This is a genomic window from Enterobacter cloacae complex sp. 372C4 (genome assembly GCF_050030615.1).
GTDB classification, from domain to species: Bacteria; Pseudomonadota; Gammaproteobacteria; order Enterobacterales; family Enterobacteriaceae; genus Enterobacter; species Enterobacter intestinihominis.
Genome location: NZ_JBLGUQ010000001.1, coordinates 1,832,387 through 1,855,997, shown reverse-complemented (window position 1 = coordinate 1,855,997; position 23,611 = coordinate 1,832,387). Strand labels below are relative to the sequence as shown.

General features: G+C 53.6%; 34 protein-coding genes. 30 read left to right on the top strand and 4 right to left on the bottom strand.

Annotation, left to right across the window (positions count from 1 at the left end; translation table 11 throughout):
* Window positions 1-140: 140 nt before the first annotated feature.
* The gene (locus tag ACQG11_RS08915) at window positions 141-1,121 is read right to left on the bottom strand and encodes a phage integrase (RefSeq protein WP_115259791.1); all 981 of its coding nucleotides are present in this window, start codon (window positions 1,119-1,121) and stop codon (window positions 141-143) included.
* A gap of 69 nt (window positions 1,122-1,190) precedes the next feature.
* On the bottom strand, window positions 1,191-1,511 hold the full coding sequence (locus ACQG11_RS08910) for a helix-turn-helix domain-containing protein (RefSeq protein ID WP_000229411.1): 321 nt from the start codon (window positions 1,509-1,511) through the stop codon (window positions 1,191-1,193).
* 100 nt (window positions 1,512-1,611) lie between these two features.
* Between ACQG11_RS08910 and ACQG11_RS08905 the strand changes: the two genes are divergently transcribed.
* The 13 genes from ACQG11_RS08905 (at window position 1,612) to ACQG11_RS08845 (ending at window position 9,133) form a co-directional block, all read left to right on the top strand.
* Window positions 1,612-1,893: a Cox family DNA-binding protein gene (locus ACQG11_RS08905; RefSeq protein WP_115259790.1), complete on the top strand. Its 282-nt coding sequence runs from the start codon at window positions 1,612-1,614 to the stop codon at window positions 1,891-1,893.
* 12 nt (window positions 1,894-1,905) lie between these two features.
* On the top strand, window positions 1,906-2,109 hold the full coding sequence (locus tag ACQG11_RS08900) for a DUF4761 family protein (protein WP_115259789.1): 204 nt from the start codon (window positions 1,906-1,908) through the stop codon (window positions 2,107-2,109).
* The gene (locus ACQG11_RS08895) at window positions 2,099-2,272 is read left to right on the top strand and encodes a hypothetical protein (RefSeq protein WP_170972971.1); all 174 of its coding nucleotides are present in this window, start codon (window positions 2,099-2,101) and stop codon (window positions 2,270-2,272) included. Before ACQG11_RS08900 ends, ACQG11_RS08895 begins: the two co-directional genes overlap by 11 nt.
* A 12-nt stretch (window positions 2,273-2,284) precedes the next feature.
* Window positions 2,285-2,512 carry a phage filamentation protein Fil family protein gene (locus tag ACQG11_RS08890; RefSeq protein ID WP_001514710.1) on the top strand — a complete coding sequence of 76 codons (228 nt, stop codon included), beginning with the start codon at window positions 2,285-2,287 and terminating at the stop codon, window positions 2,510-2,512.
* Window positions 2,513-2,598: 86 nt separating this feature from the next.
* Window positions 2,599-3,030: a tellurite resistance TerB family protein gene (locus tag ACQG11_RS08885; protein WP_063922350.1), complete on the top strand. Its 432-nt coding sequence runs from the start codon at window positions 2,599-2,601 to the stop codon at window positions 3,028-3,030.
* The gene (locus tag ACQG11_RS08880) at window positions 3,030-3,212 is read left to right on the top strand and encodes a DUF3927 family protein (protein ID WP_063922349.1); all 183 of its coding nucleotides are present in this window, start codon (window positions 3,030-3,032) and stop codon (window positions 3,210-3,212) included. The genes ACQG11_RS08885 and ACQG11_RS08880 overlap by 1 nt, the downstream gene beginning before the upstream one ends.
* An 85-nt stretch (window positions 3,213-3,297) precedes the next feature.
* Entirely contained in the window at window positions 3,298-3,690 is a 393-nt protein-coding gene (locus tag ACQG11_RS08875; protein ID WP_115259787.1) for a hypothetical protein, read from the top strand.
* 69 nt (window positions 3,691-3,759) lie between these two features.
* Entirely contained in the window at window positions 3,760-4,332 is a 573-nt protein-coding gene (locus tag ACQG11_RS08870; RefSeq protein WP_115259786.1) for a 3'-5' exonuclease, read from the top strand.
* Window positions 4,329-5,243, top strand: a complete 915-nt coding sequence (locus ACQG11_RS08865; RefSeq protein WP_249358856.1) for a DNA adenine methylase — start codon at window positions 4,329-4,331, stop codon at window positions 5,241-5,243. The genes ACQG11_RS08870 and ACQG11_RS08865 overlap by 4 nt, the downstream gene beginning before the upstream one ends.
* Window positions 5,243-5,551: a DUF4406 domain-containing protein gene (locus ACQG11_RS08860; protein WP_426728315.1), complete on the top strand. Its 309-nt coding sequence runs from the start codon at window positions 5,243-5,245 to the stop codon at window positions 5,549-5,551. The genes ACQG11_RS08865 and ACQG11_RS08860 overlap by 1 nt, the downstream gene beginning before the upstream one ends.
* Window positions 5,548-8,145 (top strand): replication endonuclease, encoded by a 2,598-nt coding sequence (locus ACQG11_RS08855; RefSeq protein ID WP_426728314.1) that lies wholly within the window; start codon window positions 5,548-5,550, stop codon window positions 8,143-8,145. The genes ACQG11_RS08860 and ACQG11_RS08855 overlap by 4 nt, the downstream gene beginning before the upstream one ends.
* Window positions 8,112-8,621: a hypothetical protein gene (locus ACQG11_RS08850; protein ID WP_001514719.1), complete on the top strand. Its 510-nt coding sequence runs from the start codon at window positions 8,112-8,114 to the stop codon at window positions 8,619-8,621. The genes ACQG11_RS08855 and ACQG11_RS08850 overlap by 34 nt, the downstream gene beginning before the upstream one ends.
* 206 nt (window positions 8,622-8,827) lie before the next feature.
* Window positions 8,828-9,133, top strand: a complete 306-nt coding sequence (locus ACQG11_RS08845; RefSeq protein WP_001514720.1) for a hypothetical protein — start codon at window positions 8,828-8,830, stop codon at window positions 9,131-9,133.
* Window positions 9,134-9,543: 410 nt separating this feature from the next.
* Here ACQG11_RS08845 and ACQG11_RS08840 read toward each other — a convergent pair whose 3' ends face one another.
* Both ACQG11_RS08840 and ACQG11_RS08835 read right to left on the bottom strand, forming a co-directional pair.
* The gene (locus tag ACQG11_RS08840; RefSeq protein ID WP_060568730.1) at window positions 9,544-10,590 is read right to left on the bottom strand and encodes a phage portal protein; all 1,047 of its coding nucleotides are present in this window, start codon (window positions 10,588-10,590) and stop codon (window positions 9,544-9,546) included.
* A gap of 2 nt (window positions 10,591-10,592) precedes the next feature.
* Window positions 10,593-12,311 (bottom strand): terminase large subunit domain-containing protein, encoded by a 1,719-nt coding sequence (locus ACQG11_RS08835; RefSeq protein WP_426728313.1) that lies wholly within the window; start codon window positions 12,309-12,311, stop codon window positions 10,593-10,595.
* 146 nt (window positions 12,312-12,457) lie between these two features.
* On the opposite strand from ACQG11_RS08835, the gene ACQG11_RS08830 reads away from it, so the two are divergent.
* From ACQG11_RS08830 to ACQG11_RS08750, 17 genes are all read left to right on the top strand, one after another.
* Window positions 12,458-13,297 carry a GPO family capsid scaffolding protein gene (locus ACQG11_RS08830; protein ID WP_103848521.1) on the top strand — a complete coding sequence of 280 codons (840 nt, stop codon included), beginning with the start codon at window positions 12,458-12,460 and terminating at the stop codon, window positions 13,295-13,297.
* Between the two features lie 38 nt (window positions 13,298-13,335).
* A complete protein-coding gene (locus tag ACQG11_RS08825; RefSeq protein ID WP_101360959.1) occupies window positions 13,336-14,382 on the top strand; it encodes a phage major capsid protein, P2 family in 1,047 nt (348 codons plus the stop codon).
* Between the two features lie 44 nt (window positions 14,383-14,426).
* Window positions 14,427-15,272: a phage terminase small subunit gene (gene gpM / locus ACQG11_RS08820; protein WP_103848522.1), complete on the top strand. Its 846-nt coding sequence runs from the start codon at window positions 14,427-14,429 to the stop codon at window positions 15,270-15,272.
* 99 nt (window positions 15,273-15,371) lie between these two features.
* Window positions 15,372-15,860, top strand: coding sequence for a head completion/stabilization protein (locus ACQG11_RS08815; protein WP_001514727.1), 489 nt, complete (start codon window positions 15,372-15,374; stop codon window positions 15,858-15,860).
* The gene (locus ACQG11_RS08810) at window positions 15,860-16,063 is read left to right on the top strand and encodes a tail protein X (RefSeq protein ID WP_001514728.1); all 204 of its coding nucleotides are present in this window, start codon (window positions 15,860-15,862) and stop codon (window positions 16,061-16,063) included. Before ACQG11_RS08815 ends, ACQG11_RS08810 begins: the two co-directional genes overlap by 1 nt.
* A 9-nt stretch (window positions 16,064-16,072) precedes the next feature.
* Window positions 16,073-16,402 carry a phage holin, lambda family gene (locus tag ACQG11_RS08805; protein ID WP_001514729.1) on the top strand — a complete coding sequence of 110 codons (330 nt, stop codon included), beginning with the start codon at window positions 16,073-16,075 and terminating at the stop codon, window positions 16,400-16,402.
* Window positions 16,395-16,784 (top strand): M15 family metallopeptidase, encoded by a 390-nt coding sequence (locus ACQG11_RS08800; protein WP_103848524.1) that lies wholly within the window; start codon window positions 16,395-16,397, stop codon window positions 16,782-16,784. The genes ACQG11_RS08805 and ACQG11_RS08800 overlap by 8 nt, the downstream gene beginning before the upstream one ends.
* A complete protein-coding gene (locus ACQG11_RS08795) occupies window positions 16,781-17,305 on the top strand; it encodes a DUF2514 family protein (RefSeq protein WP_103848535.1) in 525 nt (174 codons plus the stop codon). The genes ACQG11_RS08800 and ACQG11_RS08795 overlap by 4 nt, the downstream gene beginning before the upstream one ends.
* Window positions 17,305-17,589, top strand: coding sequence for a hypothetical protein (locus ACQG11_RS08790; RefSeq protein WP_063922335.1), 285 nt, complete (start codon window positions 17,305-17,307; stop codon window positions 17,587-17,589). The genes ACQG11_RS08795 and ACQG11_RS08790 overlap by 1 nt, the downstream gene beginning before the upstream one ends.
* A gap of 57 nt (window positions 17,590-17,646) precedes the next feature.
* A complete protein-coding gene (locus ACQG11_RS08785) occupies window positions 17,647-18,114 on the top strand; it encodes a phage tail protein (RefSeq protein WP_426728312.1) in 468 nt (155 codons plus the stop codon).
* A complete protein-coding gene (locus tag ACQG11_RS08780) occupies window positions 18,115-18,747 on the top strand; it encodes a phage virion morphogenesis protein (RefSeq protein ID WP_060568737.1) in 633 nt (210 codons plus the stop codon). It begins immediately after the preceding gene.
* Window positions 18,748-18,927: 180 nt separating this feature from the next.
* Window positions 18,928-19,557, top strand: coding sequence for a phage baseplate assembly protein V (locus tag ACQG11_RS08775; RefSeq protein ID WP_103848536.1), 630 nt, complete (start codon window positions 18,928-18,930; stop codon window positions 19,555-19,557).
* A complete protein-coding gene (locus tag ACQG11_RS08770) occupies window positions 19,554-19,919 on the top strand; it encodes a GPW/gp25 family protein (RefSeq protein WP_103848526.1) in 366 nt (121 codons plus the stop codon). The genes ACQG11_RS08775 and ACQG11_RS08770 overlap by 4 nt, the downstream gene beginning before the upstream one ends.
* On the top strand, window positions 19,916-20,827 hold the full coding sequence (locus ACQG11_RS08765) for a baseplate assembly protein (RefSeq protein WP_426728311.1): 912 nt from the start codon (window positions 19,916-19,918) through the stop codon (window positions 20,825-20,827). Before ACQG11_RS08770 ends, ACQG11_RS08765 begins: the two co-directional genes overlap by 4 nt.
* Window positions 20,820-21,428, top strand: a complete 609-nt coding sequence (locus ACQG11_RS08760) for a phage tail protein I (RefSeq protein ID WP_426728310.1) — start codon at window positions 20,820-20,822, stop codon at window positions 21,426-21,428. The genes ACQG11_RS08765 and ACQG11_RS08760 overlap by 8 nt, the downstream gene beginning before the upstream one ends.
* Window positions 21,425-23,140: a phage tail protein gene (locus ACQG11_RS08755; protein WP_426728309.1), complete on the top strand. Its 1,716-nt coding sequence runs from the start codon at window positions 21,425-21,427 to the stop codon at window positions 23,138-23,140. Before ACQG11_RS08760 ends, ACQG11_RS08755 begins: the two co-directional genes overlap by 4 nt.
* Window positions 23,140-23,517 carry a tail fiber assembly protein gene (locus tag ACQG11_RS08750; RefSeq protein WP_286480745.1) on the top strand — a complete coding sequence of 126 codons (378 nt, stop codon included), beginning with the start codon at window positions 23,140-23,142 and terminating at the stop codon, window positions 23,515-23,517. Before ACQG11_RS08755 ends, ACQG11_RS08750 begins: the two co-directional genes overlap by 1 nt.
* Window positions 23,518-23,611 lie beyond the last annotated feature (94 nt).

The window sequence follows — 23,611 nt, the reverse complement described above, 5'->3', positions numbered from 1 at the left end:
CTTCCCCCACATGATGTGGGGGTTTTTTTTATCAGGTACTTAGAATAAATCCCTTATAAATCAACCATTCTTGCAACAGCCATAAGCAGTTACAAGAAGGATATAGCGTTACGGGTGTAGACAAGATGTAGACAACATTGTCACACCGCCAACCCGCCACCGAGAGGGTTTAACGTTACTGCGTGTTGCAGGTAATCAGGTGCAAGGTGAGCATAAACCATCGTCTGTTGTATGCTGGCGTGCCCCAGAATTTGCTGTAACGCAATAATGTTCCCCCCGTTCATCATGAACCAGCTTGCAAATGTATGCCGAAGCACATGCGTGGCCTGCCCGCGTGGTAAATCGGGCTTAACCTGTCTGAGCCGTTCGCAGAAGTTTTCATAGTCAACTTTGAACAGTGGCCCGGTGTCGCTGGTCTTGATCTCTTTCTCCAGTTCTTCCGATATCGGAACCGTGCGCTTTTTCCCGTTTTTGGTCTTAAGAAACGTCACGCGCCCGTGATTTACCTGCTCGCCTCGCAGCGTGCTACCTTCGCCCCAGCGTGCGCCGGTGCTTAGGCATAACAGTGCTACGCGTCGATCGTCGCCGGTCAGAGTATCCAGCAATTTGCTGATCTCTGATTTGGCGAGGTAGGTCATAGCTGGCGGTGCTTCTTTCAGTGGTTCCAGACCCTTACAGGGGTTTTCCTTCCTGAACTCTTCCAGCTTTATCAACGTGCTGAACATCCCGGACAAGCGGTAAATATCCCGGTTGATCGTTGCTGCGCTGATACCGTCTTCCAGCCGTTGGCTTCGGTGCTGTGCAATCATTCGCTTGTTCAGTCGGTTAACGGCTGGATCACTAAGCGCCCTGATTGTTTTATTCAGGTGCCGCTTTTCAATCTCGCCATTTTCCTGAGTCTGTCCATATAGCAGCCACCAGGTATCTAACAACTCGCTTAAGGTGCGTCGGTCAACGCTCGCGCCCAGCCATTCTTTTTTGTCGGCGTTGGCTAATACATAACGCTCAAAAAGAACTGCCTCTTGTTTCTTCTCAAATCGCCTGCGGATACGTTTTCCGTTACGTCCGCGCGGCCATACGTCCACTTCATATTGACCACCTTCAAGCTTCTTAATCGACATAAGAAAGCCCTCCGGCGTTTATTTCCCCATCCTGATAACAGATAGTGAAAATGTAATGTTTATAAACAGTTAACCAGTTTGTTTCTCGGAGCGGTCTGATCCAGTTGACTCTGGCCCAATGTGTGCGAGGGCCGGTGCGATTTGACCAGCTTGAGGGGCGGTCTTATCAGTCATAAGCCAGAGCGTGTATTTTGCGAAACGTGAATGCTGAGTGATCTTAAGCAAGATATCGCTACCAATACTCTCCACTCTTCCTGTCTCGTAATACTTCTGCGTGCCAGCAGGTATTCCAGTTAATTCAAAGAATTGCTGCCTTGTTAACCCCTCCGCATCCCTGATAGCTCTGATTTTTTCACCCACGCCGCTTGACGGGGTAGGGATTTCTACCATAACATTCTCCTTAAGGGTGGTAATCTCTACCATGAGCAACCGCCAATATAAGCAGTTACAAGCCGAAATAAGCGCCTAGCGCCGATGGGGATTATGACACATGACAGAGAAAGAGTTAGAGGGGTTCATTGAAGTGCGTCACGCCGTTGACGCGGTTCCATACCCTAAATTTGCCGAGTTAATCGGTAAGAAGCCCGCCACGGTTAAGAGCATGATTGAAGACGGTAAGTTGCCGATCATCCCGTGGAAGAACCCGGAAAGCCTGGGCGCCCGTGCTGAGAACTGGATCTACATCCCTGAGTTCAACCGCGCGATGCGCGATGCCTTCTACAACCGTCCGAAAGAGCAGCGTGATGCCTGGCTGCTGTGGATTGGTCTGTAAGGAGTCGATGAGATGACGGGCCAGTTAATACAATTAAGCCGCCATAGTTATATTTATCGTGGCTTCACCATTCATAAATGCCCGCGCAATGCCATTACGATGAAAACGGCATATAGCGTTTTAAATGATGGGAATTATTTAGGGCGTGATTTTGCTTTAGCCGAAGCAATGAAAACAATTGATAAGCTAAAAAGCGGTGAAAGTTATGAAGGCTGAAATGATTATCGGTCTTTCTATTTTTGCTGTGCTGGTTTTGCATTTAATTCAATTACTGATCAGACAGCGAAGCGAAAAAGTAAAGCAGCAGAGAGCTAAAGCGCTTGCTGAATTTAAAACCCGCCGCGAAGAAGTAGAGCGCAAGGCCCGTAGACAACTGTAGCAGGTACACGATATGAACGATAACGCCCCATCACTTGCCAGCCTGTTAAAGCACGGTTGCCAGGTCACGCACTACCGCAATACACGCGGCTGGATTGAATGCCCAGACGGGCGTTTCTTTAAACCGGAACCGAATAAGGTGCGCTTTATTAAAGGTATGAGTAAGCCTTTTGTTTATACGAAGAAGATAAACAAAGGCTTATTTAGTGCCTTAGCAAGTTTATTTAGAAAGCTGCTTTAGTAATTAAGTAACAGATAAAACTTTTTCTACCTGTCGTCACTTTATTAAGTGATGGCGCATTCACTCACCCAAAAAAGGGGTTAATTATGTTTGGCATGTTCAAGAAAAAAACCGCTGCTGTAAAAGTTGAATTAAAGAAAGTTGAAAACCGCGATCTGATGGAGGCCATTGTTGGCGGCTGTCTGCTGGTTGCTGCTGCTGATGGTGAAATTGAGAAAGAGGAAACCGCAAAGCTCGATCAGCTGCTCCGCTCGAATCCCCGCCTGAGCCATTACGGCAACGAAATCACCGCGCTGATCACCCGCTTCACCGAACAGCTTGAGGCAGGTTTCCGCGTTGGTCGCATGAATATCCTGCGTGAAATCGAAGATATCAAAAATGACCCGAAAGAGGCGGAGGAAGTCTTCGTCAACATGCTGACCATTGCCGAAGCTGACGGCGAGATCGAGCCGGAAGAGCAGAAGGTACTGGAAGAGGTTGGGCGTCGTCTGGGCCTGCGCGTTGAGGATTACATCTGATGAACCAGATGCTGAGCATGTTGCGGCCTGCGCTGGTTCTGCTGCTGGCTTTCATGGTGGTAGCGGTGGACTTCACCAGCTATCTGCTCTCAGCGGTTGGCGATCTGTTCTTCGTGGGGGCGCTCGTTGTTCTGGTATGGCCTGCGATTAAGCCAGCCAAAGAGCAGCAGGGCGACGAGTAAGAGAGGCACCGGGCAACCGGTGCTTATCCGGGGCGTTACTTTCGAGTGGCGCGCCTGATAAGCGGCAGTGATGGGGGATAGGGCTATGAGTATCGTGCAAGAAAAACCAGTATCCGGGCGTCAGATGTTCCTTGAACAGCGCGCGCGTTTGCAGTCGAGTATTTCGGTTTCCCGCACCAATGACACGGCGAGCCGTTTCAACCGCCTGGGCGAGACTCAGAAAAAGGCGATCATCCTGCTGGCAAACGAAGCAGCGCAGCGGTTTAACGATCTGCCGTCCCTGACTCATTCCCATCTCACCATGCCTTTCGAACAGTTCAGCTCTCAGGACAAAGTGAGCCTGATGTTGGGCATCAAGCGCCTTGCCGAGCTGGCTGCGGCGTTGCCGTGGGAGTTTCCCGATTATGCCGCGCCACGCCTTGAAATTCAGGCGTTACGCGAATCACAGCCACCCGCGCCGGATGGCGCAGTCAATTAGTCACTGAATGATTAACCAGTAGTCAGGCGCATCACCGCGCCGGGCTTCCTGCACCCAGGAGAAAGCAAAATGAAGCACGTAATGATTGATATTGAAGCCATGGATAACAAGCCAACTGCGGCGATTGCGTCTATTGCTGCGGCAATTTTTGACCCTATGTCAGGTGCAGTTTCCGCCTCAATGTATCGGCGCATTGCTATTGAAAGCAGTGAGGCATTCGGTGGAACGCTGGGCGCTGAAACAATCAAATGGTGGTTTAAGCAGTCGGGAGAAGTACGAGCGGAAGTAATCAAAGAAGGGGCTTACTCCCTCCCTGTAGCTCTTAGTGAATTAAATATGTTTATCCTGGAATATTGTGATCTCGCGAGCGTGAAAGTTTGGGCGCGCGGCACTGATTACGATATGCCGATTATCTACAACGCACTGCGCGCTGTAGATTTAAAACCGGTCTGGAATTTCTGGAATGTCCGCGACGTTAGGACGGTTGAAGAGGTTGCGCTTACTGTCTGTGGGTATGCCTCAAATCGGCTTGTCGATTCTGAAAAGCATAACGCTGCCGCTGATGTGTGGAATCAGATCGCCCAGCTCTCAGACAACCTAAAAAGCCTCGCAGCCAAAGGCGCTACGGGGGCGGCATTATGATCCGCTCACTTCTCAAATGGCCCGGTGGCAAAAGCCGCGTGATGCCTGAATTACTGCCGCATTTACCAAAGGCTGGTTGCCTCGTTGAGCCTTTTGTTGGTGGCGCTTCCGTGTTCCTCAATACCGATTATCGCCGCTATATCCTTGCGGATATCAACCCAGACCTGATCCGCCTTTATCGTGAGGTCAAAAGCAACCCTGAGCTGGTTATTGATCTTGCCCGTCCGCTCTTTGCGACCGGCAACGCCAAAGAAGAATACTTACAGAACCGCCGCATTTTCAACGGTACAAAAGGTTTGCTTGATGTGGCCCGCGCTGCCCTGTTTCTCTACCTCAACCGCCACGGCTACAACGGTGTGGTGCGTTACAACCAGAGCGGCGGTTATAACGTGCCGTTTGGTCAGCACAAAAGCGCGCCTTACTTCCCAGAGGCGGAGATCCGCCAGTTTGCTGAGAAGGCCAACGACACAAAAACTATTTTTCTGTGCAGCTCGTTTCAAAACACCCTCAAAGTGATGGTTGGAACGGATGAAGCAATCTACTGCGATCCGCCGTACCTGCCTGCCAGCGAAACCGCCAATTTCACCCAATACCACACCGAGCCATTCACCGAGAAGCACCACCGCCATTTAGCGGCGGAGCTGCTGGAAGTTAACCGCAAATATGGCGCGCCGGTGGTCATTTCCAACAGTGACACCGAAACCACCCGCGAGATTTACCACCGCTTCCACCTGCATGAAATCGACGTGCAGCGCTCTGTTAGCACTGACGCTAGCAACAGACAGAAGGCTAAAGAAGTGATCGGCACTTTGGGCATCGTTGAAGGATGCCCGGCAGGTGGGTGCGGACACTGCGAGAGCAGCAGAGAATGCCTGGGCATCGCGGACGATTCAGAAATGGAGGCTCTGTAATGTCAAAAATCTATATCGCTGGCCCAATGAGCGGTTTGTCTGGCTTTAATCGCCCGGCGTTTCACCGTGCAGCCGCGCACATTGTACGGCGCGGAAATGTTGCTCTTAATCCGGCGATCCTGCCGGATGGCTTAGAGCAAGCGGAGTATGTGGATATCTGCCTTGCCATGCTTCGCTGCGCTGATGGCATCTTCATGCTGGACGGTTGGCAGCAGTCTGCTGGGGCAAAAGCAGAATACGCGCTTGCTGAAAAGTTGGGGCTGGATATTCAGCACCAGATGATTGATCGGTACATGGGCGCACGATGACCACCGCAGCAAGTGGGCGCGGCGCTCCAACGCCGCCCCCTCCATATCCGGGTAGCGCACCAGACGCCACCCGGTACGCTTACGAATGGCAGAAGCCGAAAGCTGCCATTTGTGTTGATAAGACTCCCGTTGTTGATCTAGTCGAGCTGGGTCAAGAACAGGAGTTTTTGGCGTGGGTGAAAGTTACCCTTTCGCCGCTACCTCGCTTTATTCGTCTGCGTCTGGCTTCCCGTATTGACAGCATTCACACCATGAAGGGCAGGCATATAGCCCGCTCTGAGTTGCGTAATATCATTCGCCGGGAGTTACCGTCCATCAACATGGTGAATGGGCAATATGCTATAGCAATGACCGATGAGGCAAAATCTCAGGCGGATACAGCATTCAATGAGTTAAACCCGCTTTACCACACGTTTAATACTTTGCACGGATTAGTTGAGCGCTTTAACCGCCTGCCGGACTTCACGGCGGAAGATGTTGAGCTGCTGGCGCAGGATATTGCTATCTACATGCGGTCTGTACTGAGTGAAGTTCACGAAACGGTAGAAACGCTGAGTGATCGCCAGTATGCAAAATGCCTTTACGACGAAGCGGCGGGCCTTGCGCGCCTCTTCTGCCTGACGCCGCCAAGAATCAGGCTAGCGCACTTTATTGATGATGCCACTACCGGCATCAGCAAGATGCTGGACGATCGCTATTGGAACAGGAATCTGAAAAAGTACGCCACCCGCTGGCGTGAGCACTTGCATATTGCATTTGGTGACGTGAAGCGGGGCGCTGCACCGTATTGCAGTAAGCACCATGTTGATGAGTGGGATGCCAGGCGTAAACGTAGCCGCGCGATCATGGCCCGTCTTGAACTGGAAGACCAAGACACCAAAGAGCGTATTTCACTTATTGAGCAGATTGATAAGAGCATTTCTAACCCGGCATTGCGCCGCGTTGAACTCATGACCCGCATTGGTGGTTTTGAGAAAGTTGCCACCGAAAGCGGCTATGCAGGCCAGTTTTTTACTCTGACAGCACCATCCAAATACCACGCCTATACCGTATTCGGTCATCGTAATCCCAAATGGAACGGTGCCAGCCCCAGAGCAACGCAGCGCTATCTTAATCGGGTATGGCAACAGATTCGTGCAGAGCTGGCCCGCCGTGAAATTCCTGTATTTGGTCTGCGGGTAGCTGAGTCTCACCACGATGGTACGCCGCACTGGCATGGTCTGCTGTTCTCTTTGCCGGAACATTCCGCGGAACTGCTGGAAGTAATGGAAGATTACGCCACTCGTGAGGATGCGGAAGAGTTGCAGGGCAAGCACGGCAACCGCCCGCGCTTCGAGATGAAACCGATCGATCAGGAAATCGGCAGCGCCACCGGCTACGTGGTGAAGTACATCAGTAAAAACATTGATGGTTACGCGCTCGACGGTGAAACAGACGACGAAAGCGGCAAGCCGCTGAAAGAAACGGCTAAACACGCTACCGCGTGGGCATCGTGCTGGGGCATCCGTCAGTTTCAGTTTTTGGGCGGCGCGCCGGTATCTGTCTGGCGTGAGCTGCGCCGGTTCCGCAATCAGGAACAGGCCGACAAGATAAACCCGCTTTTTGCTGAGCTGCACCGTGCTGCGGATGCTGGCGACTGGCAGCAATACACCCAGTTGCAGGGCGGGGCACTGGTTGCCCGCCGTGATCTGCCGTTGCGCATCTGGTACCAGCAGAAAGACGAGCCGAATGATTACGGCGAGTATCTGGATCTTATCAAAGGTCTGATGATGCCAGCCGTTCACATCCCACCAATTGAAACCCGCCTGCATACCTACCGCATTGTACGTAAGAAACCGGAGATTTTAGACGACTCCGGGCAGGCCGTTGACTTTGATTTTGACCTTCGGGGCGCGTCTGCGCCCCCTAGGACTCGTGTCAATAACTGTACTGAGGTCAAAAAACATACAATTTCAGGGGGTGACAATTCGCCACCAGTTGAGCCTGAACAGTATGAAATTGGTCAAATGACCCACGAGCAGAAAAAACGGCTCAACGAAAGCATCAGAAACTACAAACCGGAACGGCAAAAATCACCTGCTGATGAGTTTGAGGCGCTGGCTAATGCCATTACGGCATCAGATTGTGATGATATTGAGCAGGTCAGGGCGGAGAGCTATCTAAAAGTTGCTCAAGAATTGAGGCAGCAGGAAAGGGATATGCCTGCTGTTACCGCGCCAGCTCCTATATCAGCCGATCGCATTGCGGCACTGGATGATTTTGCCAGATCAATAGGCATAGAGCTGAGCACAGGCCAGTTATCGTTATTGCTACGCGGTGAGTGCTTGCGAATTGATGGCTTTATTGTCTCCGCAACCAGTAGCGGAGAGCTGAGACGCAGAAAAGATAACAGCGCTGACCGGAAGACCGCCGATTTGTGGCAGCATATGAAGCTAAGTCATAATGTTGACAGCAGAGATATCAGGCATGATCCCGTTGGCAGCTATGCGGAAATGTTGAAAAAAGCTGATCCGGCTGCGTGGGACAGGTTGTTTGGCACCAGGAATCAGGAGCAGCGCGTATGTTTGACGAAGAACAGCGAGAGCAGGAAGTAATTGATTTCATCAGTAACAAAATTAAGCGATGCCGTAAGTGTGGTAACGAGCTGCACTACAAGGAAAAGTATTATTTTAATGATCGCATTTGCTGCACCTGCAAGGGGTTAAAACCGTTTGACGCTCCCGAAGATATTGCTTTGTCTGAAAGCTGCGAGCCAGAACCAGCGCGGCTGGCAGATGAAGGCCATGATGCGCGAACCAGTACCGAGCGTGAGCTATTTAGCCGATATCCCGAATGGCAGTTGATGAATGAGAGGGCGGCAAAGAAATGGCGTGAAGAGCATCCGCCTGAAGAAAGCAGTCTCCCATCTTCCCGATCAGCGGTAAATTCCGCAGGCCCATTATCTGTTGAGCGCATCAATGAGCTGATGGCTAAATATGATGCCAGCGAAGCCGTGGATATCAGGCAGGAAGAGCTGATATCGCTGCTGTGGGAAGTGCTCTATCACCGCAAGATTAATCCAGTCTTCTGAATGGCAATCGTTATAACCTTCGCAACTTGTTGCGCAGGTTATGGCGATTCTGCGGGCGCGGGCGGCAAAGAGTCCGCAGCATCGCGAAGCGGTGCTTATGCTGTGTGCGTTTTTGGAAATGAGAGCTGAAACAATAATTTTAGTCATTACAGGCACTAATCTGGCTAAGCCCATTTGGGTGACTAGTCAAATTTAAAGGAATAGAAATGCCAAAAATGAAAGATGGGGATCTGCTTTATAAAGATTACGTTAACCACGCCCGATCAGCTGGTGACGACCCAACCAAGATTATTTCAGATGCCAAGCGCTTTAACAGGCATGAAAAATATGAGGTGCTTGATTTTCTTAATGCACTGCATGGACAGAACGGGGCAGACCTCGCCATCAAAACACGGCAAATTTGTGAGTGGATGATTCGCACCTATCTGCCTGGCACGATTCAAAGCACAAAAGCTGTTGAATCATGGGTTGCTGCAAACTTCGAAGAGCTTTCTAAAAAGTATCCATATTGATGATTTTCATCTCTAAAGGCCGTCATTGATGGCCTTTTTTTATTTTCTGTAGAAATTGCCGCACAATCCCGCATTAAATTGCACAATTTTTTTGACGGTACTTTTGCCAGACAAGCCCAGACGCGGCGCGGCCTGCCGTGATCTGCAAGTTTGCACAAAAAGACGGGGGTTTTGTGTGCGGGCGAGGCGGGGGAACCATCGCGCGCTGAGGGGGTAAGGAGGGTATACCTGTTCATGCCGCTTTTCGCGTCTGTGCGGCTCTGTTTGGATGTGATTGCGAGGTGGTCAGGTGAGGGGGTGGAAAAGAAAAGCCCCTGCCAGCGTGGCGCTGAGGGGCTTATATGGCGTTTGGCTTTCGGGCTGGCTGCGCTCACCCTCTGGCAGGGTGGGGCATCAATCTTTTTGAATGGTCAGGCGGCTGTTGATGGGGTTGCGAGGGCGTAAGGGTTGAAGCGGATCACCTCAATGCCCAGCCAGTCATTCAGCTCTTTCAGGCTTTCTTGTATCGGCGTCAGCTCGTTGATTGAGAAGACGCGGGCGGCTTTCTCAACGTCACCAAACCCCCCGGCGTTGCCTGGCATCACCCCCATCAGTTGAGGCGGGACGCGGTGCGCGGCAAGCATATCATCCCGCGTTGCGTCCTTGATGCCGGTAAACTCATCCTTTGCCGCTATCTGGCTGAATGGCAGGATTTGCAAGCCGTCTTTCTTCCCGCCTGCTGCGTATACGAACAGGTTTTTAAAAGCGCCGCCGCCGCGTGCATCCTTCAATGACTTCTTCAGGCTCTCAACATCTTTGTTGTTGGCGATCGGGTCGGTCAGGTAGACGATTACCCCGGCGTGACTGCCGTTGATGTAGTAGTTACGGCGGAACATGGTCGCTTCACTGTTGAGCATGGCACTTTGTAACGAGGCCATGTATTCAGGTGCGCCGTAGATCTCCTGGTGAATGCTGGGGTTTTTTATCTGGCAGATGCTGCCCGGCTTGAATGGGTAGTCTGCATCGCGACGGGTGATAAACCAGTATTGATCTTTTTTCAGGTCGCTGCCGCGCCGGGTATATTTAGCCTGGGCATGTTTCAACGCGATAGGTTCGCCCAGCATGTTACGGCGCACCTCCATGTAGTTGTTGCCGAATACCAGATAATCCAGCACCCACGCGCTCATTTCCTGCCTGCTCAGTAGCGGGTGAGGGATGTAGCAGGATGTGATCACATTGCGCTTAAAGACCAGCGGCGACTGATGATAGGCCGTTGAATCAAACATCCGGGCGATGCCGTAGGGGCTGATCGGTGGTTCAAAATATACGCCGTTATCAGCACACTCCATGCAATCCAGCAACATGCTGCGATCGGTGATGGCTACCGGGTCGCCAAAGCTGAATGACTCAATGCCTGCGGTTTGTTCGCTGGCAACCGGCTGAGGTCTGGCCTGAAACTTTTGCTTTTTGCGGCTCACGTTTAAAACTCCTCTACAAAACTGTCACTACCGCCGCCGCTTTCGCTGCCGATCGGCTCGTTATACAAAGCTGTCATTGATGCCCAGGCAAGATCGCCGTGGTTGCTGCCGCGTTTGCGGTCGGAAACGTAGGTCATAACCCCGCCTTTCTGCACCTTGCGAACCGTCATAAATGATTGGACGAGATCCAGCATTCCCGCATCCACCTCCAGACGACCGGCACGAATCAACATAAGCGCTTTCATTACCATGGCGCGCTTGAGATGTACGGAATACTGGTACTTCACCGCCAGCGGGAAGAATTTGACTACCAATTGCCAGACGGCATCACCAAAGCCGCCAGTGCCATCGATCGCGATGTGCTGGACGTTGTAACGCTCAGTAAGTGCCTCAATAGCTTTTGCCTGTTCCTCAAACTCCATACCTCTAAGCTGGATGCGTTCAATGATGCGGAACTTGCCGCCCGGCACCGTTGGCGGAACTATGACGACCAGCCCGGCAGAGTCACCATTACCGCTTCCCCCATTGGGGTCGTAGCCTACCCATATCCCGCGATCGCCTATCGGTCTGGGTGCGAATGGGTTCCAGTCGGGCCATACATCATCGTTGAAGCCGTCAACGCAGCAGCCGATCATGGCGTTGTAGTTAAAGGCGCGTTCACCCACGGTGACGAAGCGGCAACGGTAAAGGTTGTCGTATTCCTCTGGGGAGTTCTCCATCTTGATGGTTTCAATTTTCACCAGGTTGAAGCCGAGTTTTACCGCGTCTTCAATGGTGACAATCTGCCGCCAGATCCCATCCCCGCCCAGCTTGCCAGTTTTCAGCGCCTTGTGGCTGACGTCTATTTCTACCCGTTCACCTCTGGGCCTTGCCTTGTTGAACAGGTCGCCAGTCCAGAATGCGTAAGCCTCATGCTCCTCTGTGGATGGCGTAGAAAAGTAGGTACGGCGCAGCCCTTCATGGGTTGCCATACCTGCGGCGACTTTGCGCAGCTCAAGGAAATTATTGATCCAGAATGCTTCATCCAGATACAGATCCCCGGTGTAGCTCTGCGCTGTTGCTGCTGAGGTGCCGAGAAAGTAGAACGTTGCGCCATTGCTCAGGGTGATGGCGTCGCCGCCTTTCAGCTCAACGCCAACCTGTGCAGCCAGTAGCTGGATGAACTTCTTGAACTGGAACGCCTGGGCACGGCTGGCCGATAAAAAGATTTGGTTGTTGCCGGTTTCCAGCGCTCGTAACAGCGCTTCGCGGGCAAAGTACCAGGTGGCACCAATCTGGCGCGATTTGAGAATAAAGCGGTTGCGGCGTTCGCGCTGTTTGTACCAGCGTTTTTGATGCTCGTAGAGTGAATCCAGCACCAAAGTGCGCAGATCCCCGATCTGCTCTTCCGTAAAGTGGTTTTTCGGTTTCTTCTCGCGCCCCTTCTCTTCGCTGCGGCGCTCTTCGCGCTCCATCCGCACCAGTTGACGGGTTAACAGGTCAATGGTTTTGAAGTCATGCGCCGTCAGGTCTGGCTTTTCCGTCAGACGTAATAGCCGCACCTGCATCCGATCCTGTACGCGCTCCAGTGCGGTGGACTCGTCCCACTTATCGCGGCGACGCCATGAATACAGGGTGTTGGTACTCACGCCGATCGATTTTGCGATCTGCGTGATGCTGTATGCCTGCCAGTACATGACCTTAGCGGCAATCCGTGGCTCATCGTGGGAAGTCTGTTTCATGCTGGCAGAGTACCGCGCCCGCGCGCGCGTCGCTTTGGGTTGTCATTGTCGGAAAACGGCAACAACGGCAACGCTTTGCGCGTTTCGGCTGCGGCGGGAATGATAGGGGCACTGGTTAATATCACTCACTCATTCGGGATTTCGACATGCCAAAGTCAAAACCATTTCGCGTTGCTGTCGAGGGTGCTACCTGCGACGGTCGGACGCTGGAGCGTCAGCACATTGTGCAGATGGCTCAACGCTTTAACCCAACCGTATACGGTGCCCGCGTCAATCTGGAGCACCTCCGGGGCTACTCTCCAAACAGTGATTTTCGTGCTTATGGCGATGTTATTGCCGTCAAGGCAGAGGAGATCACCGAAGAGCCGCTGAAAGGCAAAATGGGCCTGTATGTGCAGGTTGATGCCACTGATGATCTGGTTGCCCTGAAAAAGAACCGCCAGAAGATTTATCACAGCATTGAAGTGCATCCCTCTTTTGCAGATACCGGCGAAGCCTACCTGATGGGGCTGGCCTGTACCGATAGCCCCGCCAGTCTGGGCACGGAAATGATGGAGTTTTGTTCCAAAAACACCGTTAACCCGCTGGCATCCCGTAAGCATGATCCGGCTTGTTTCTTCACCGCCGCCGTTGAATCCACGATGGAATTTGAAGATGAGCAGCCGCCGCAGGATGAAGGCAAAAACTTCTTTGCCCGTGTTAAGGCGCTGTTGGGCGGTACGCAACAGCAGTTTAGCCAGCAGAACGGTGAAAACCGTGAAGCTATCGAGGCGATTGCCGAGAGCCAGGGCAAGCTGCTGGACAGCACAACCCAGCTTTCCGCTGCGGTGAAAGGTAAGGCTGACGCTACCGAGCTGGAAAGTCTGCGTAAGGACTTCAAAGCGCTGGAAGAGAAACTGAAAGGCCAGGACGCCGATCAGTACAGCCAGCGCCCGCCTGCAACTGGCGGCGATGGTCAATCAACTCAACATCTGGCTGATTGCTGATAAGGCTCAGTGCGTCAGGCTCAGGAAAGGAAAATAAGATGCGTAATACAACCCGCGATTTGTTTGATAAGTACATTCAGCGACAGGCTGAACTGAACCATATCAGTGCTGCTCACATCACCAAGGCGTACAGCATTGATCCGAGCGTTGAGCAGACGCTTGAGGATAAGATCCAGCAGTCGTCTGAGATGCTGAAAAAAATTAACATTTACGGCGTTAACGATCAGACCGGTGAAAAAATCGGGCTGGGTGTTAGTGGCCCGGTATCCAGTACCAACAATTCCACCACGGATCGCCGTCAGCCTACCTCTGTGGCGGCGCTGGATTCGAATAAGTACACCTGTAACAAGGTGAACGCCGATACCTTTACGCCGTACACGCAGCTTGATGCCTGGGCAAAATTCCCGGACTTTCAGCAGCGCCTCAGCAATCAGATCATCAAGCGTATTGCGCTCGATCGCATCATGATCGGCTTCAACGGTACCAGCTACGCGGAGAAGTCAGACCGCGCCGCCAACCCGCTGTTGCAGGATTGCGGTATCGGCTGGCTCCAGCAGTACCGTGCGAACGCAGCTCAGCGCGTGATGAAAGATGTCACCGTGACCAGCCGTGACGACACCAATCAGGTGATCGCGAAAGGTGATTACGGTAACTATGACTCCATCGTATTTGATGCAGTCAACTCGCTAATGGATGAGTGGTACAAGGATTCGCCTGATCTGGTGGTGATTACCGGGCGTAATCTGACGGTAAACCGTTCATTCCCGATCATCAACGCTGTCAGCACCAATAACCCGAACTCCGAAGCGCTTGCCGGGCAGTTGATTGCGTCACGTAAAACGATCGGCAACCTCCCGTCATTTATCGCGCCATTCTTCCCTGATGGCAGCATGTTCATTACCTCCTGGGAAAACCTGTCTATTTACTGGCAGGAAGGTGGGCACCGTCGCCGCATCGTTGAAGAGCCGGAATATAACCGTGTCTCAACGTACAGCTCTTCGAATGATGCTTACGTCATTGAAGACTACGGCTATGGCTGTCTGATCGAAGGCATCACCGCCGCCGAGCCAGACCCAGCACCATAAGACGCCGCAGGCCAGCAGTGCGCTGGCCTGTTCAGGGGGCATAAATGTTAACACCAGCACAAAAACACTTTGATCGGGTGATGGCAGAGCGCCGCAGTAATCGCGGGGCGACAACAGCCGACAGAACAGCCTACGAGCAGGTGCTTTTCCGCTTGCGCATGGATAAAGCCGACCTCAGCCGCATCCAGTCGAATGCCGGTAAGGCGAAGCTCAAAAGCGAACGCCTGCCGGATTACCTGCCGTGGATTGATGGCGCACTGGCAGCGGATACAGGCCAGGCGGATGAAGTGATCACCACCGTAATGATCTGGGCGGCGGATGCCGGTGATATTGCGCAGGCGCTGCGGATAGGTCAGTACGTGCTGCGCCATAAAATCCCGATGCCTGACCAGTACAAGCGCACCACCGCCACGGTACTGGTTGAAGAAATTTGCGATCCCATCCTTGCCGCCTTCAAAGCGAACCCGGCAAAGGCGAGCGTGAGCATTGACAACCTCAACGCGCTGAACGGCATCACCACCCATGAAGATATGCCCGATCAGGTAAGGGCCAAGCTGTTTAAGGTCATGGGGTACACCGTGCGCCTTAATCAGGACGTTGAGTCCCAGCAGCTTGCCCGCTCGCATTTGCAGGAAGCTATCAGGCTCAACGCAAAAATTGGTGTGGCGCGTGATATCGAACTGCTGGATCGCAATATCAAAAAGCTGACCGCAGCCAGCGGCGTAGAAGGTGAGGGCGATACGCCACCGGTACAGCCGGAAGCGAAGCCAGAGGCCGTGAAAGCAGCGCCGGAGAAAGCGCCGCGCACCACCGCAGCCAAAAAGCCGAAAAACAGCCAGGAAAAGCCAGCAGCAAAGAACAAGACGACGCGTAAAAACGCGAAGTCATAACGAATGTGCCCCCGCGCACCAGGCGGCACGGTGTGACGTAATAAGGCCAAGCCTCTACTGCGTCACACCGTCCACCGCCTGCCTTATGGAGAGTCCTGTATGAGCCTGGTCGCCACTGAACCGGTAAGACCGCCATCAGATCCCGCGCCGGACGATGGCGGCGCAAAGGTTGAGAGCCTGCCTTTCTGGCCTGTCATCGTGCTGGCTGATTTGCGCCGGGCGATGCGCCTTGACGGGCAGGTAACGACCGATCGCCTTATGTCCCGCACCATTGAGGCAGTGGCCCACGTCAACGATCAGCTTCTTCTGTGGCGTCAGGTTCAGGTTGATGCCGGTTATCTGACTCTGGCGGAGATCCCCGCCGATCCGGTGAATGGCGAATCGGTGAAGGTCTGGCGCTATAAAAATGCCGTCTGGTCACTGACCAAAGCCCTGCTGATTGAAGGGTATCGCGATATTGATACCACCAGTAAAGGGGATGACCACGCGCAGGCGCTCAGCACCCAGATAGATACGCTCTGGCGTGATGTTCGCTGGTCGATTCGCGATATCCAGAATGAAGATCGCGGCCTTGCGGAGCTGTGCTGATGAACGTGCAGGCGCAGCAGGATGACACCGTTGATGAACTCTGCTGGCGGTATTACGGCAGGACGGCGGGAGTAACCGAAGCCGTGCATGAAGCCAATCCGGGGCTGTGCGACAGCGGCCCGCTGCTGAGTGCCGGGCAGGTTGTTTATCTTCCCGAATTACCACCACCCACCCAGCGGGAAACCGTGCAGCTATGGGATTGAGAGGTTGCCATGAGCGACGTACCTACGGGGATGCTGGAACAAACAATGAAATGGATTGCTACTTATCTGCCGACGCTTTACGCGGCAGGCGCTGCGCTGAGCATTTCGGCGCTTATGAGTCTGTATGACGGTCAGTCAATGCTGAAAACCGCCACCGGTTCACTGGTCTGCGGGATCGTTACGCTGGCGGTTGCCGGTTCGCTGGAATATCTGGGCTTGCCGTCTAATGCCGTTACCTTCGTGGGCGCATCCATAGGTTTTATGGGGGCTGACAAGGTGCGCAACAAAGTGACCGGCTTTATTGAAACCCGTATCGGGGGAGCGAAAGGAAATGAGTGAATTTAAATTCAGCCAGAGAAGTGAAGATAACCTGAAAGGTGTTAACGCTGACCTTGTGAAAGTCGTCCGCCGCGCCCTTCAACTTTCTGCCGTTGATTTTGGTATCACCGAAGGGCTTCGCACTGTAGAGCGGCAAAAACAGCTTGTTGCTGAGGGGAAAAGTCAGACGATGAACAGCAGGCATATTTCAGGCCATGCGGTTGATGTGTTTGCTTATCCCACTCCGGCAGGCTCATGGGACTGGAAATATTACCAGCAGATTTCCGAAGCCTTCAAACAGGCGGGAAAAGAGCTGAATATCCCCGTTGAATGGGGCGGTGACTGGAAAACCCTGAAAGACGGCCCTCACTTCCAGCTACCTTATGCGGCTTATCCTGCATGATTCTGAACTGGCTCAGGCGACACTGGCGCGGCCTTCTGGTTGCGCTAATTCTGGGTGGTGTCTTCCTTTCTGGTTCATGGTTTGGTGCCAGCCAGGCTAATACGGCATGGGCACTTAAATGGAAACAGCGGGATGCCGACGATGCTACCGCGCTGGCAAAGCGGCAGGCAGAAGCCAGAGCTGAAGAACAACGCCGACAGGGTGAAATAGATGCGATTGAGAAAAGGGCTGAGGGGCAGATTGCTCAGGCTGCTGCTGATGCTGACCATGCCCGCGCTGTTTCTGACGGGCTGCATGACGAAGCCGCAAAACTCGCCGCCAGACTGGCAGCAAGTGAACGCGCCCGCCGTGCCGCAACTGCCAGCGAAAGCGCGACAGGCACCACCGGCAGCGAGCTGCTTGCCGAGCTGTTCCGCCGCGCTGACCAGCGAGCGGGAGAGCTGGCGGCAATTGCTGATCAGGCAAGAATCCGAGGATTAGCCTGTGAGGCTTCTTATAATTCAATAGGTAAGGGAAAGTGATGGAAAAGCAAATGCAGTATGCGGCTACACCGCAGAATTTTAAGTTTAGCCTCTCGCAACTGGTGAATATCCGCGTTAGCGATGAGTGGGGCGAGATTCAGGCCCGCGCTCAATACGCCAATAGCGAGAATCAGTATCTGATCCATTATCAGGCGGCAGACAAATGCGCGCGTACTGAGTGGTTTACTCAGTCGGTGCTGGATGCCGTGGAAGATGATAATTATCCGGGGTGCCCGGTATTTGGTGCCGTAGATTTGCCGAAAGGCGCGGTTGTCGAAGAATAAGCATTCCAGCAGGTGTCTGTGGATGCCTGCGATAATGCTTTTTCGTGAGGGCTTCACATGCTTAAACCCGATCTACTACGCAAGCATATCAGCCACGCGGTGCCATGGTTGCGTGACAACCCTGATAATCTGGCGGTGTATGTACAGAAGGGGCGCATGGTGAGCACCGGGCAGCGCTCTGCCTCGTTTGAATACGAGTACACCATTGAGGTGCTGGCGATGGATTACCCTGAGCCGCTGGATTCCCTCAGCCTGCCAATTCTGGCATGGGCGCGCCTGTATCAGCCTGAGCTGCTATTCAACCCTGACCGCGCCCGCGATGGCATCACCTTTGAAGCGGATATCCTGAGCAATTCCACCATGGACGTGCTTATCAAAATTCAGGCCAGTGAGGCGGTTGTTGTCAAAGTTGAAGAGGGTAAGCCGGTTATACATCACCGTGCTGATCCTATGCCGGGGCCGGAGCTGGGTGCCTGGTCACTGGTCTTTGAAGATACGGTAAGCGGCAAGACGTGGACGGACTAAATGAACGTTGATCCGCTGTTTCATGCCCTTGATGATTATCTGGCAACCGTGGCGGCGCAGCTCGCACCGGGCCAGCGCCGTAAGCTCACGCGCGAAGTGGCTATTGGCCTGCGCAAACGCCAGCAGCAGCGCATCAACAGCCAGAAAAATCCCAGCGGGGAAAGCTATACACCGCGCCGCCGTAAGATTTTGCGCACTCAGGGCGGGGTTAAATTCCTGTGGAAAGATGAAACCCGTGAGCTGAGCAACTGGCGCACCACCGGGCGCGGAGAGCAGCGTGCTATCACCGGTTATGATGTTGATAAAGGGGCGTTGCGCACGTTCTATAAGCGCGATATTCAGCGCTATATTGAGATCCATCTTAACCAGACCAAGCGCACCACCACCCGCAAAGAAAAGATGTTCCGCCGCCTGCGCACCGCTCGCTTTCTCAAGGCATACGGTACCGCCAGCGCCGCCGTGGTGGGTTACTCCGGGCATACCGCCGAGATCGCCAGCGTTCACCAGTATGGTGAGGTTGATACCGTGGCACCCGGTGCCCGCACCCGTTACCCCGCGCGTGAATTGCTGGGCTTTACGGAAAGCGATCTCGACTGGCTGGCGGATACCATCGTCAGTTTTCTGCAACCCTGACACCTTCCTGCAGCACTGTTAAAAGTGACGGTGCTCGATGTTTTTTCCCGGCACTGTCATAGCTGGCAGTGTCTGCCGGTACCGCCATCCATTGTTACCAACTCCTGACAACGCCAGCGCGTTGCTTGCGCGCGCGTGGATCATGAAACTGGCTGTAAATTTAATAACGCAAGCCAGCTTATGAACCTGAACGAACTCAACCGCCTGCTCTGTAATGTTGTCCGCGTCGGTACCGTGACCGAAGTCGATCATGAGCGCTACGTTGCCCGCGTGAAAAGCGGGGGAAATGATGCCGATTGGATCCGCTGGGCAACCTTACGGGCGGGAACGGCGGTTACATGGTGGGCACCAACGCCGGGTGAGCAGGTATTGCTTTTGTCTCCGGGTGGAGACTTTGACAACGCGATTATCTGGGGGAGCCTGTACAGCGACAGCGTGAAGCCACCTGATAGCGGCGCGGCGTCAGATGTGATCCTGTTCCCTGACGGGGCGAAAATAGCCTATGACCCGGAAGCCGGTGCGCTGGTTGTTACTGGAGTGAAGAGCGCAACGGTTAAGGCGCTGGAATCCATCGCAGCGACGGCCCCACAAATTACCTGCACCGCAACAACCTCAATCACTCTTGATACGCCGGAAGTGATCTGCACTCAAAAGCTCTCATGCTCCACGTTTGAGATGAAACAGGGTGGCAAGATGACCGGCAATGTTGAGCATAGCGGCGGCAGCATTACATCAAATGGCGTTGTGGTGCATACCCACAAACATGGCGGCGTAGAACGTGGCGAAAGCCAGACGGACGGCCCACAATGACCAGCGCAAGATATCGCGGGATGAACGCCGAAACCGGTGAAGCGCTCACCGATAACGAGCACATTTCTCAGTCCATCAATGACATTTTGCTAACGCCGGTTGGCTCTCGCGTTATGCGCCGCGCCTACGGCTCGCAGCTCAATAACCTGATTGATCAGCCAGGTAACGCTGTAACGCGCCTTCGCATTATGTCCGCGATATACAGCGCGCTTTTCCTCTGGGAGCCGCGTATCTCGCTGACCAATATTGTGCTGACGGAAACCGGGGCGGGGCAGATGGTTGCCACCATCAAAGCCAGTCGTACCGATACCCAATCACCCTTTACCACGGACGTAACGATCGGCAGGCAGGTGCAGGCATGAGCGGAACAATTGACCTTTCACAATTACCGCCTCCGGTAGTGGTGGAGCCGCTGGACTTTGAAACGCTGTTCAATGAGCGTAAAGAGGCGTTTATCGCGCTTTACCAGGAAGATGAGCAGGACGTTATCAGGCGCACTCTCTCGCTGGAATCTGAGCCGATCACCATGCTGCTGGAAGAAAACTGTTATCGCGAATTGTTGTTACGCCAGCGCGTGAACGAAGCGGCGCGCGCGGTAATGGTAGCGTACTCCGTGGGCAGTGATCTGGATCAGCTGGCGGCAAATTTCAATGTGGAGCGCCTGACCATCACGCCGGAAGATGACAGCGTTGTACCGCCTGTGCCTGCAGTGATGGAATCGGATGCCGATCTGCGCGTCCGCACACCGCAGGCGTTTGAAGGGCTGAGCGTCGCCGGGCCAAAGGCGGCATATGAATTTTTCGGCCTGTCTGCTGATGGGCGCGTTGCTGATGTGTCTGCCGTAAGCCCAACGCCTGCCTGCGTTACCATCTCTGTGCTTTCCCGCGAGGGTGACGGCACCGCCAGCCAGGAGCTGATCGATATCGTTGCCAGCGCGCTGAATGGCGAAGAGGTGCGCCCGGTTGCCGATCGCGTGACCGTGCAGGCGGCGGAGATCGTGCCTTATGAGATTGATGCCACGCTGTATATCTATCCGGGGCCGGAGTCGGAACCCATCCGCCAGGCATCTGAGCAGAAGTTACAAGCGTACATAGCCGATCAGCGTCGTCTGGGGCGGGATATCCGGCTGTCTGCCATTTATGCCGCGCTGCATGTAGAAGGAGTGCAGCGGGTGGAGCTGGCGCAGCCGGTGGCGGATATGGTGCTTGATGATACTCAGGCGTCCCACTGTACCGGCTACACCATAACCGTTGGGGGATACGATGAGTAAAACCCTCACGCCGCCCAGCTCAACGCGCCTTGAGCGTGTCGCCGCCCGCGTCTGCGCCTCTCTGGGGGAAGTGCGGGTACCGCTGCGTCAGCTCTGGGATCCGTACACCTGCCAGGTTGACCTGCTGCCCTATCTGGCGTGGGCTTTTTCCGTTGATCGCTGGGACGAAAGCTGGGCGGAAAACGTCAAGCGCCGCGTGGTGCAAGATGCTTTCTACATCCATCAGCACAAGGGAACAACCAGCGCCGTGCGGCGCGTGGTGGAGCCGTTCGGCTTCCTGATCCGCATCATTGAGTGGTGGCAGACCGGCGAGAAACCGGGCACGTTTCGCCTGGATATTGGCGTGCAGGACCAGGGCATTACGGAAGAAACCTATCTGGAACTGGAGCGCCTGATTGGTGACGCCAAGCCGTGCAGCCGCCATCTGGTCGGCATGTCCATCAACCTGCAGACCAGCGGCCCCTATTTTGTGGGGGCAGCCACCTACACCGGAGAGGAAATCACGATCTACCCGTATATCAACGAAACCATTATTTCCGCCGGCACCGCTTACGAGGGCGGGGCGGTCCATGTTATTGACACAATGAGAGTGAATCCATGAGCGCAAAATTTTATACCCTGCTGACGGATATCGGCGCGGCGAAACTGGCAAGCGCCGCCGCGCTTGGTGTCCCGCTTAAGATTACCCAGATGGCTGTGGGCGACGGTGGTGGAGTGTTGCCAACGCCCAGCGCGCAGCAGACAGCGCTGGTTGCTGAAAAGCGCCGTGCGGCATTGAATATGCTGTATATCGATCCGCAGAACAGCAGCCAGATTATTGCTGAGCAGGTGATCCCCGAAACTGAGGGCGGTTGGTGGATTCGTGAGGTCGGTCTTTTTGATGAAACCGGCGCACTGATTGCCGTGGGCAATTGCCCTGAGAGCTACAAGCCGCAGCTGGCTGAGGGGAGCGGACGCACGCAGACGGTGCGAATGGTGCTTATTACCAGCAGTACCGATAACATTACCCTGAAAATTGACCCGTCAGTGGTTCTGGCAACCCGCAAATATGTGGATGACAAGGTGCTGGAGCTTAGGGTGTATGTGGATGATCTGATGGCTAAACACCTTGCCGCAGCGGACCCTCATACTCAGTACGCCACTAAGGAAAGCCCTACGCTGACGGGGACGCCGAAAGCACCAACTGCACCGGCAGGAACCAATACCACACAGATTGCCAGCACAGCTTTTGTGCAGGCTGTGGTCACGGCCCTAAATAACGCACTGGCGCTGAAAGCTCCACTGGCAAGCCCGACCATGACCGGAACGCCAACGGCACCCACTGCTGCGCAGACCGTGAACAATACGCAGGTTGCCACCACGGCATTTGTGAAATCAGCTATTGCGGCACTGGTGGCATCATCCCCGGCGGCGCTGGATACACTGAATGAACTGGCGGCTGCACTGGGTAACGATCCGAACTTCGCCACTACCATGACGAATGCGCTTGCTGGAAAGCAGCAGAAAGACGCCACGCTGACCAACCTGAGTGGCAAGGATGTTGCGGGACTTCTTCAGTACCTTGGTTTGACCTATTTCGCAGATAGAGGAAGCCTCGCTTTGCAGTATTTCGCGGGGCCACTCTCTTCAAAGGACAGCGTGACAGCGACGTCACCTGATGGCACTACACGTAAAATATCGCTCAATGCCACAAACGGTTTGCAAATAGTTATCTATGACGGGGGGCAGTATCGTGGCGCTATAAATGTTCCTACAAAAGCTGGGACGATGGCTCTTACATCTGATTTGGTTAATTTTGCTGATAAATCGAGCGCTGCAGAGCAATCTTTTACAGGACCAGTATCTTCTGGAGAAGGGCTCGTAGCAAAATATGGTGCCGCAAAAATAATTCTGTCAGCCCAAAACGGTCAGAGAATTGTTGTTTATACAAACGACACTTACCGTGGAGCTATTAATATTCCACTTCGTGACGGAACTATGGCGCTCCTGGATGATGTTACTAATGTTAGCGCAACGCTGCTGGGTATATCTCAGTCATGGCAGAACGTGAAAGCCAACCGTACTGCCGGGGTGACGTATACCAACTCTACAAGTAGGCCAATTGCAGTTTCTATCGCCGGAATAATGGCATCACGTCAGACTGGAGTTCAGTTGTCACTTGCCGTTAATGGCACAGAGGCTTCAAGTTTTGCCGTGACTGACAGCTCGTTTGACATCAGGGGTAACGTATTTGCGATTGTGCCACCAGGAGCAACTTACAACCTTACAGCAAGTAACATTAATTCAATTCTGACCTGGTCGGAGCTTCGCTAATGAATACGGTAATCAAAGAGCAAAAATTCTTTAAAGACGTGGTCGGGGTGATTTTCTGCATCGATATCATGGAAATGAATGCTGACTCTTGGTGTGAGGAAATACAGGAAGGGTGGCAGGAAATTAGTGCCCATGAAGCGATGTTGCTTGCCAATCCTCCCCCGACGCAGGAACAGCTAATCGAACAGGTGAGCGCGCAGAAGCAGACTTTGATTTCTGAGGCGACTGCAATTATAGAGCCACTTAAGGATGCTCTGGAGGGTGGTTATATAGACGATGCAGACAAACCAAGACTGACTACGTGGCAAAAATATCGCTATGAGGTAACGAAGGTTGATCTAGCAAAACCTGTGTGGCCAGTTAAGCCTGCAGCATAGGAACCTTTGATAGAAGCTACAGCACCGCCATAAATGACCGTGCTGTAGCACGGTTAAAAGTGACGGTGCCCGATGATTTCGGTACCACACTGCC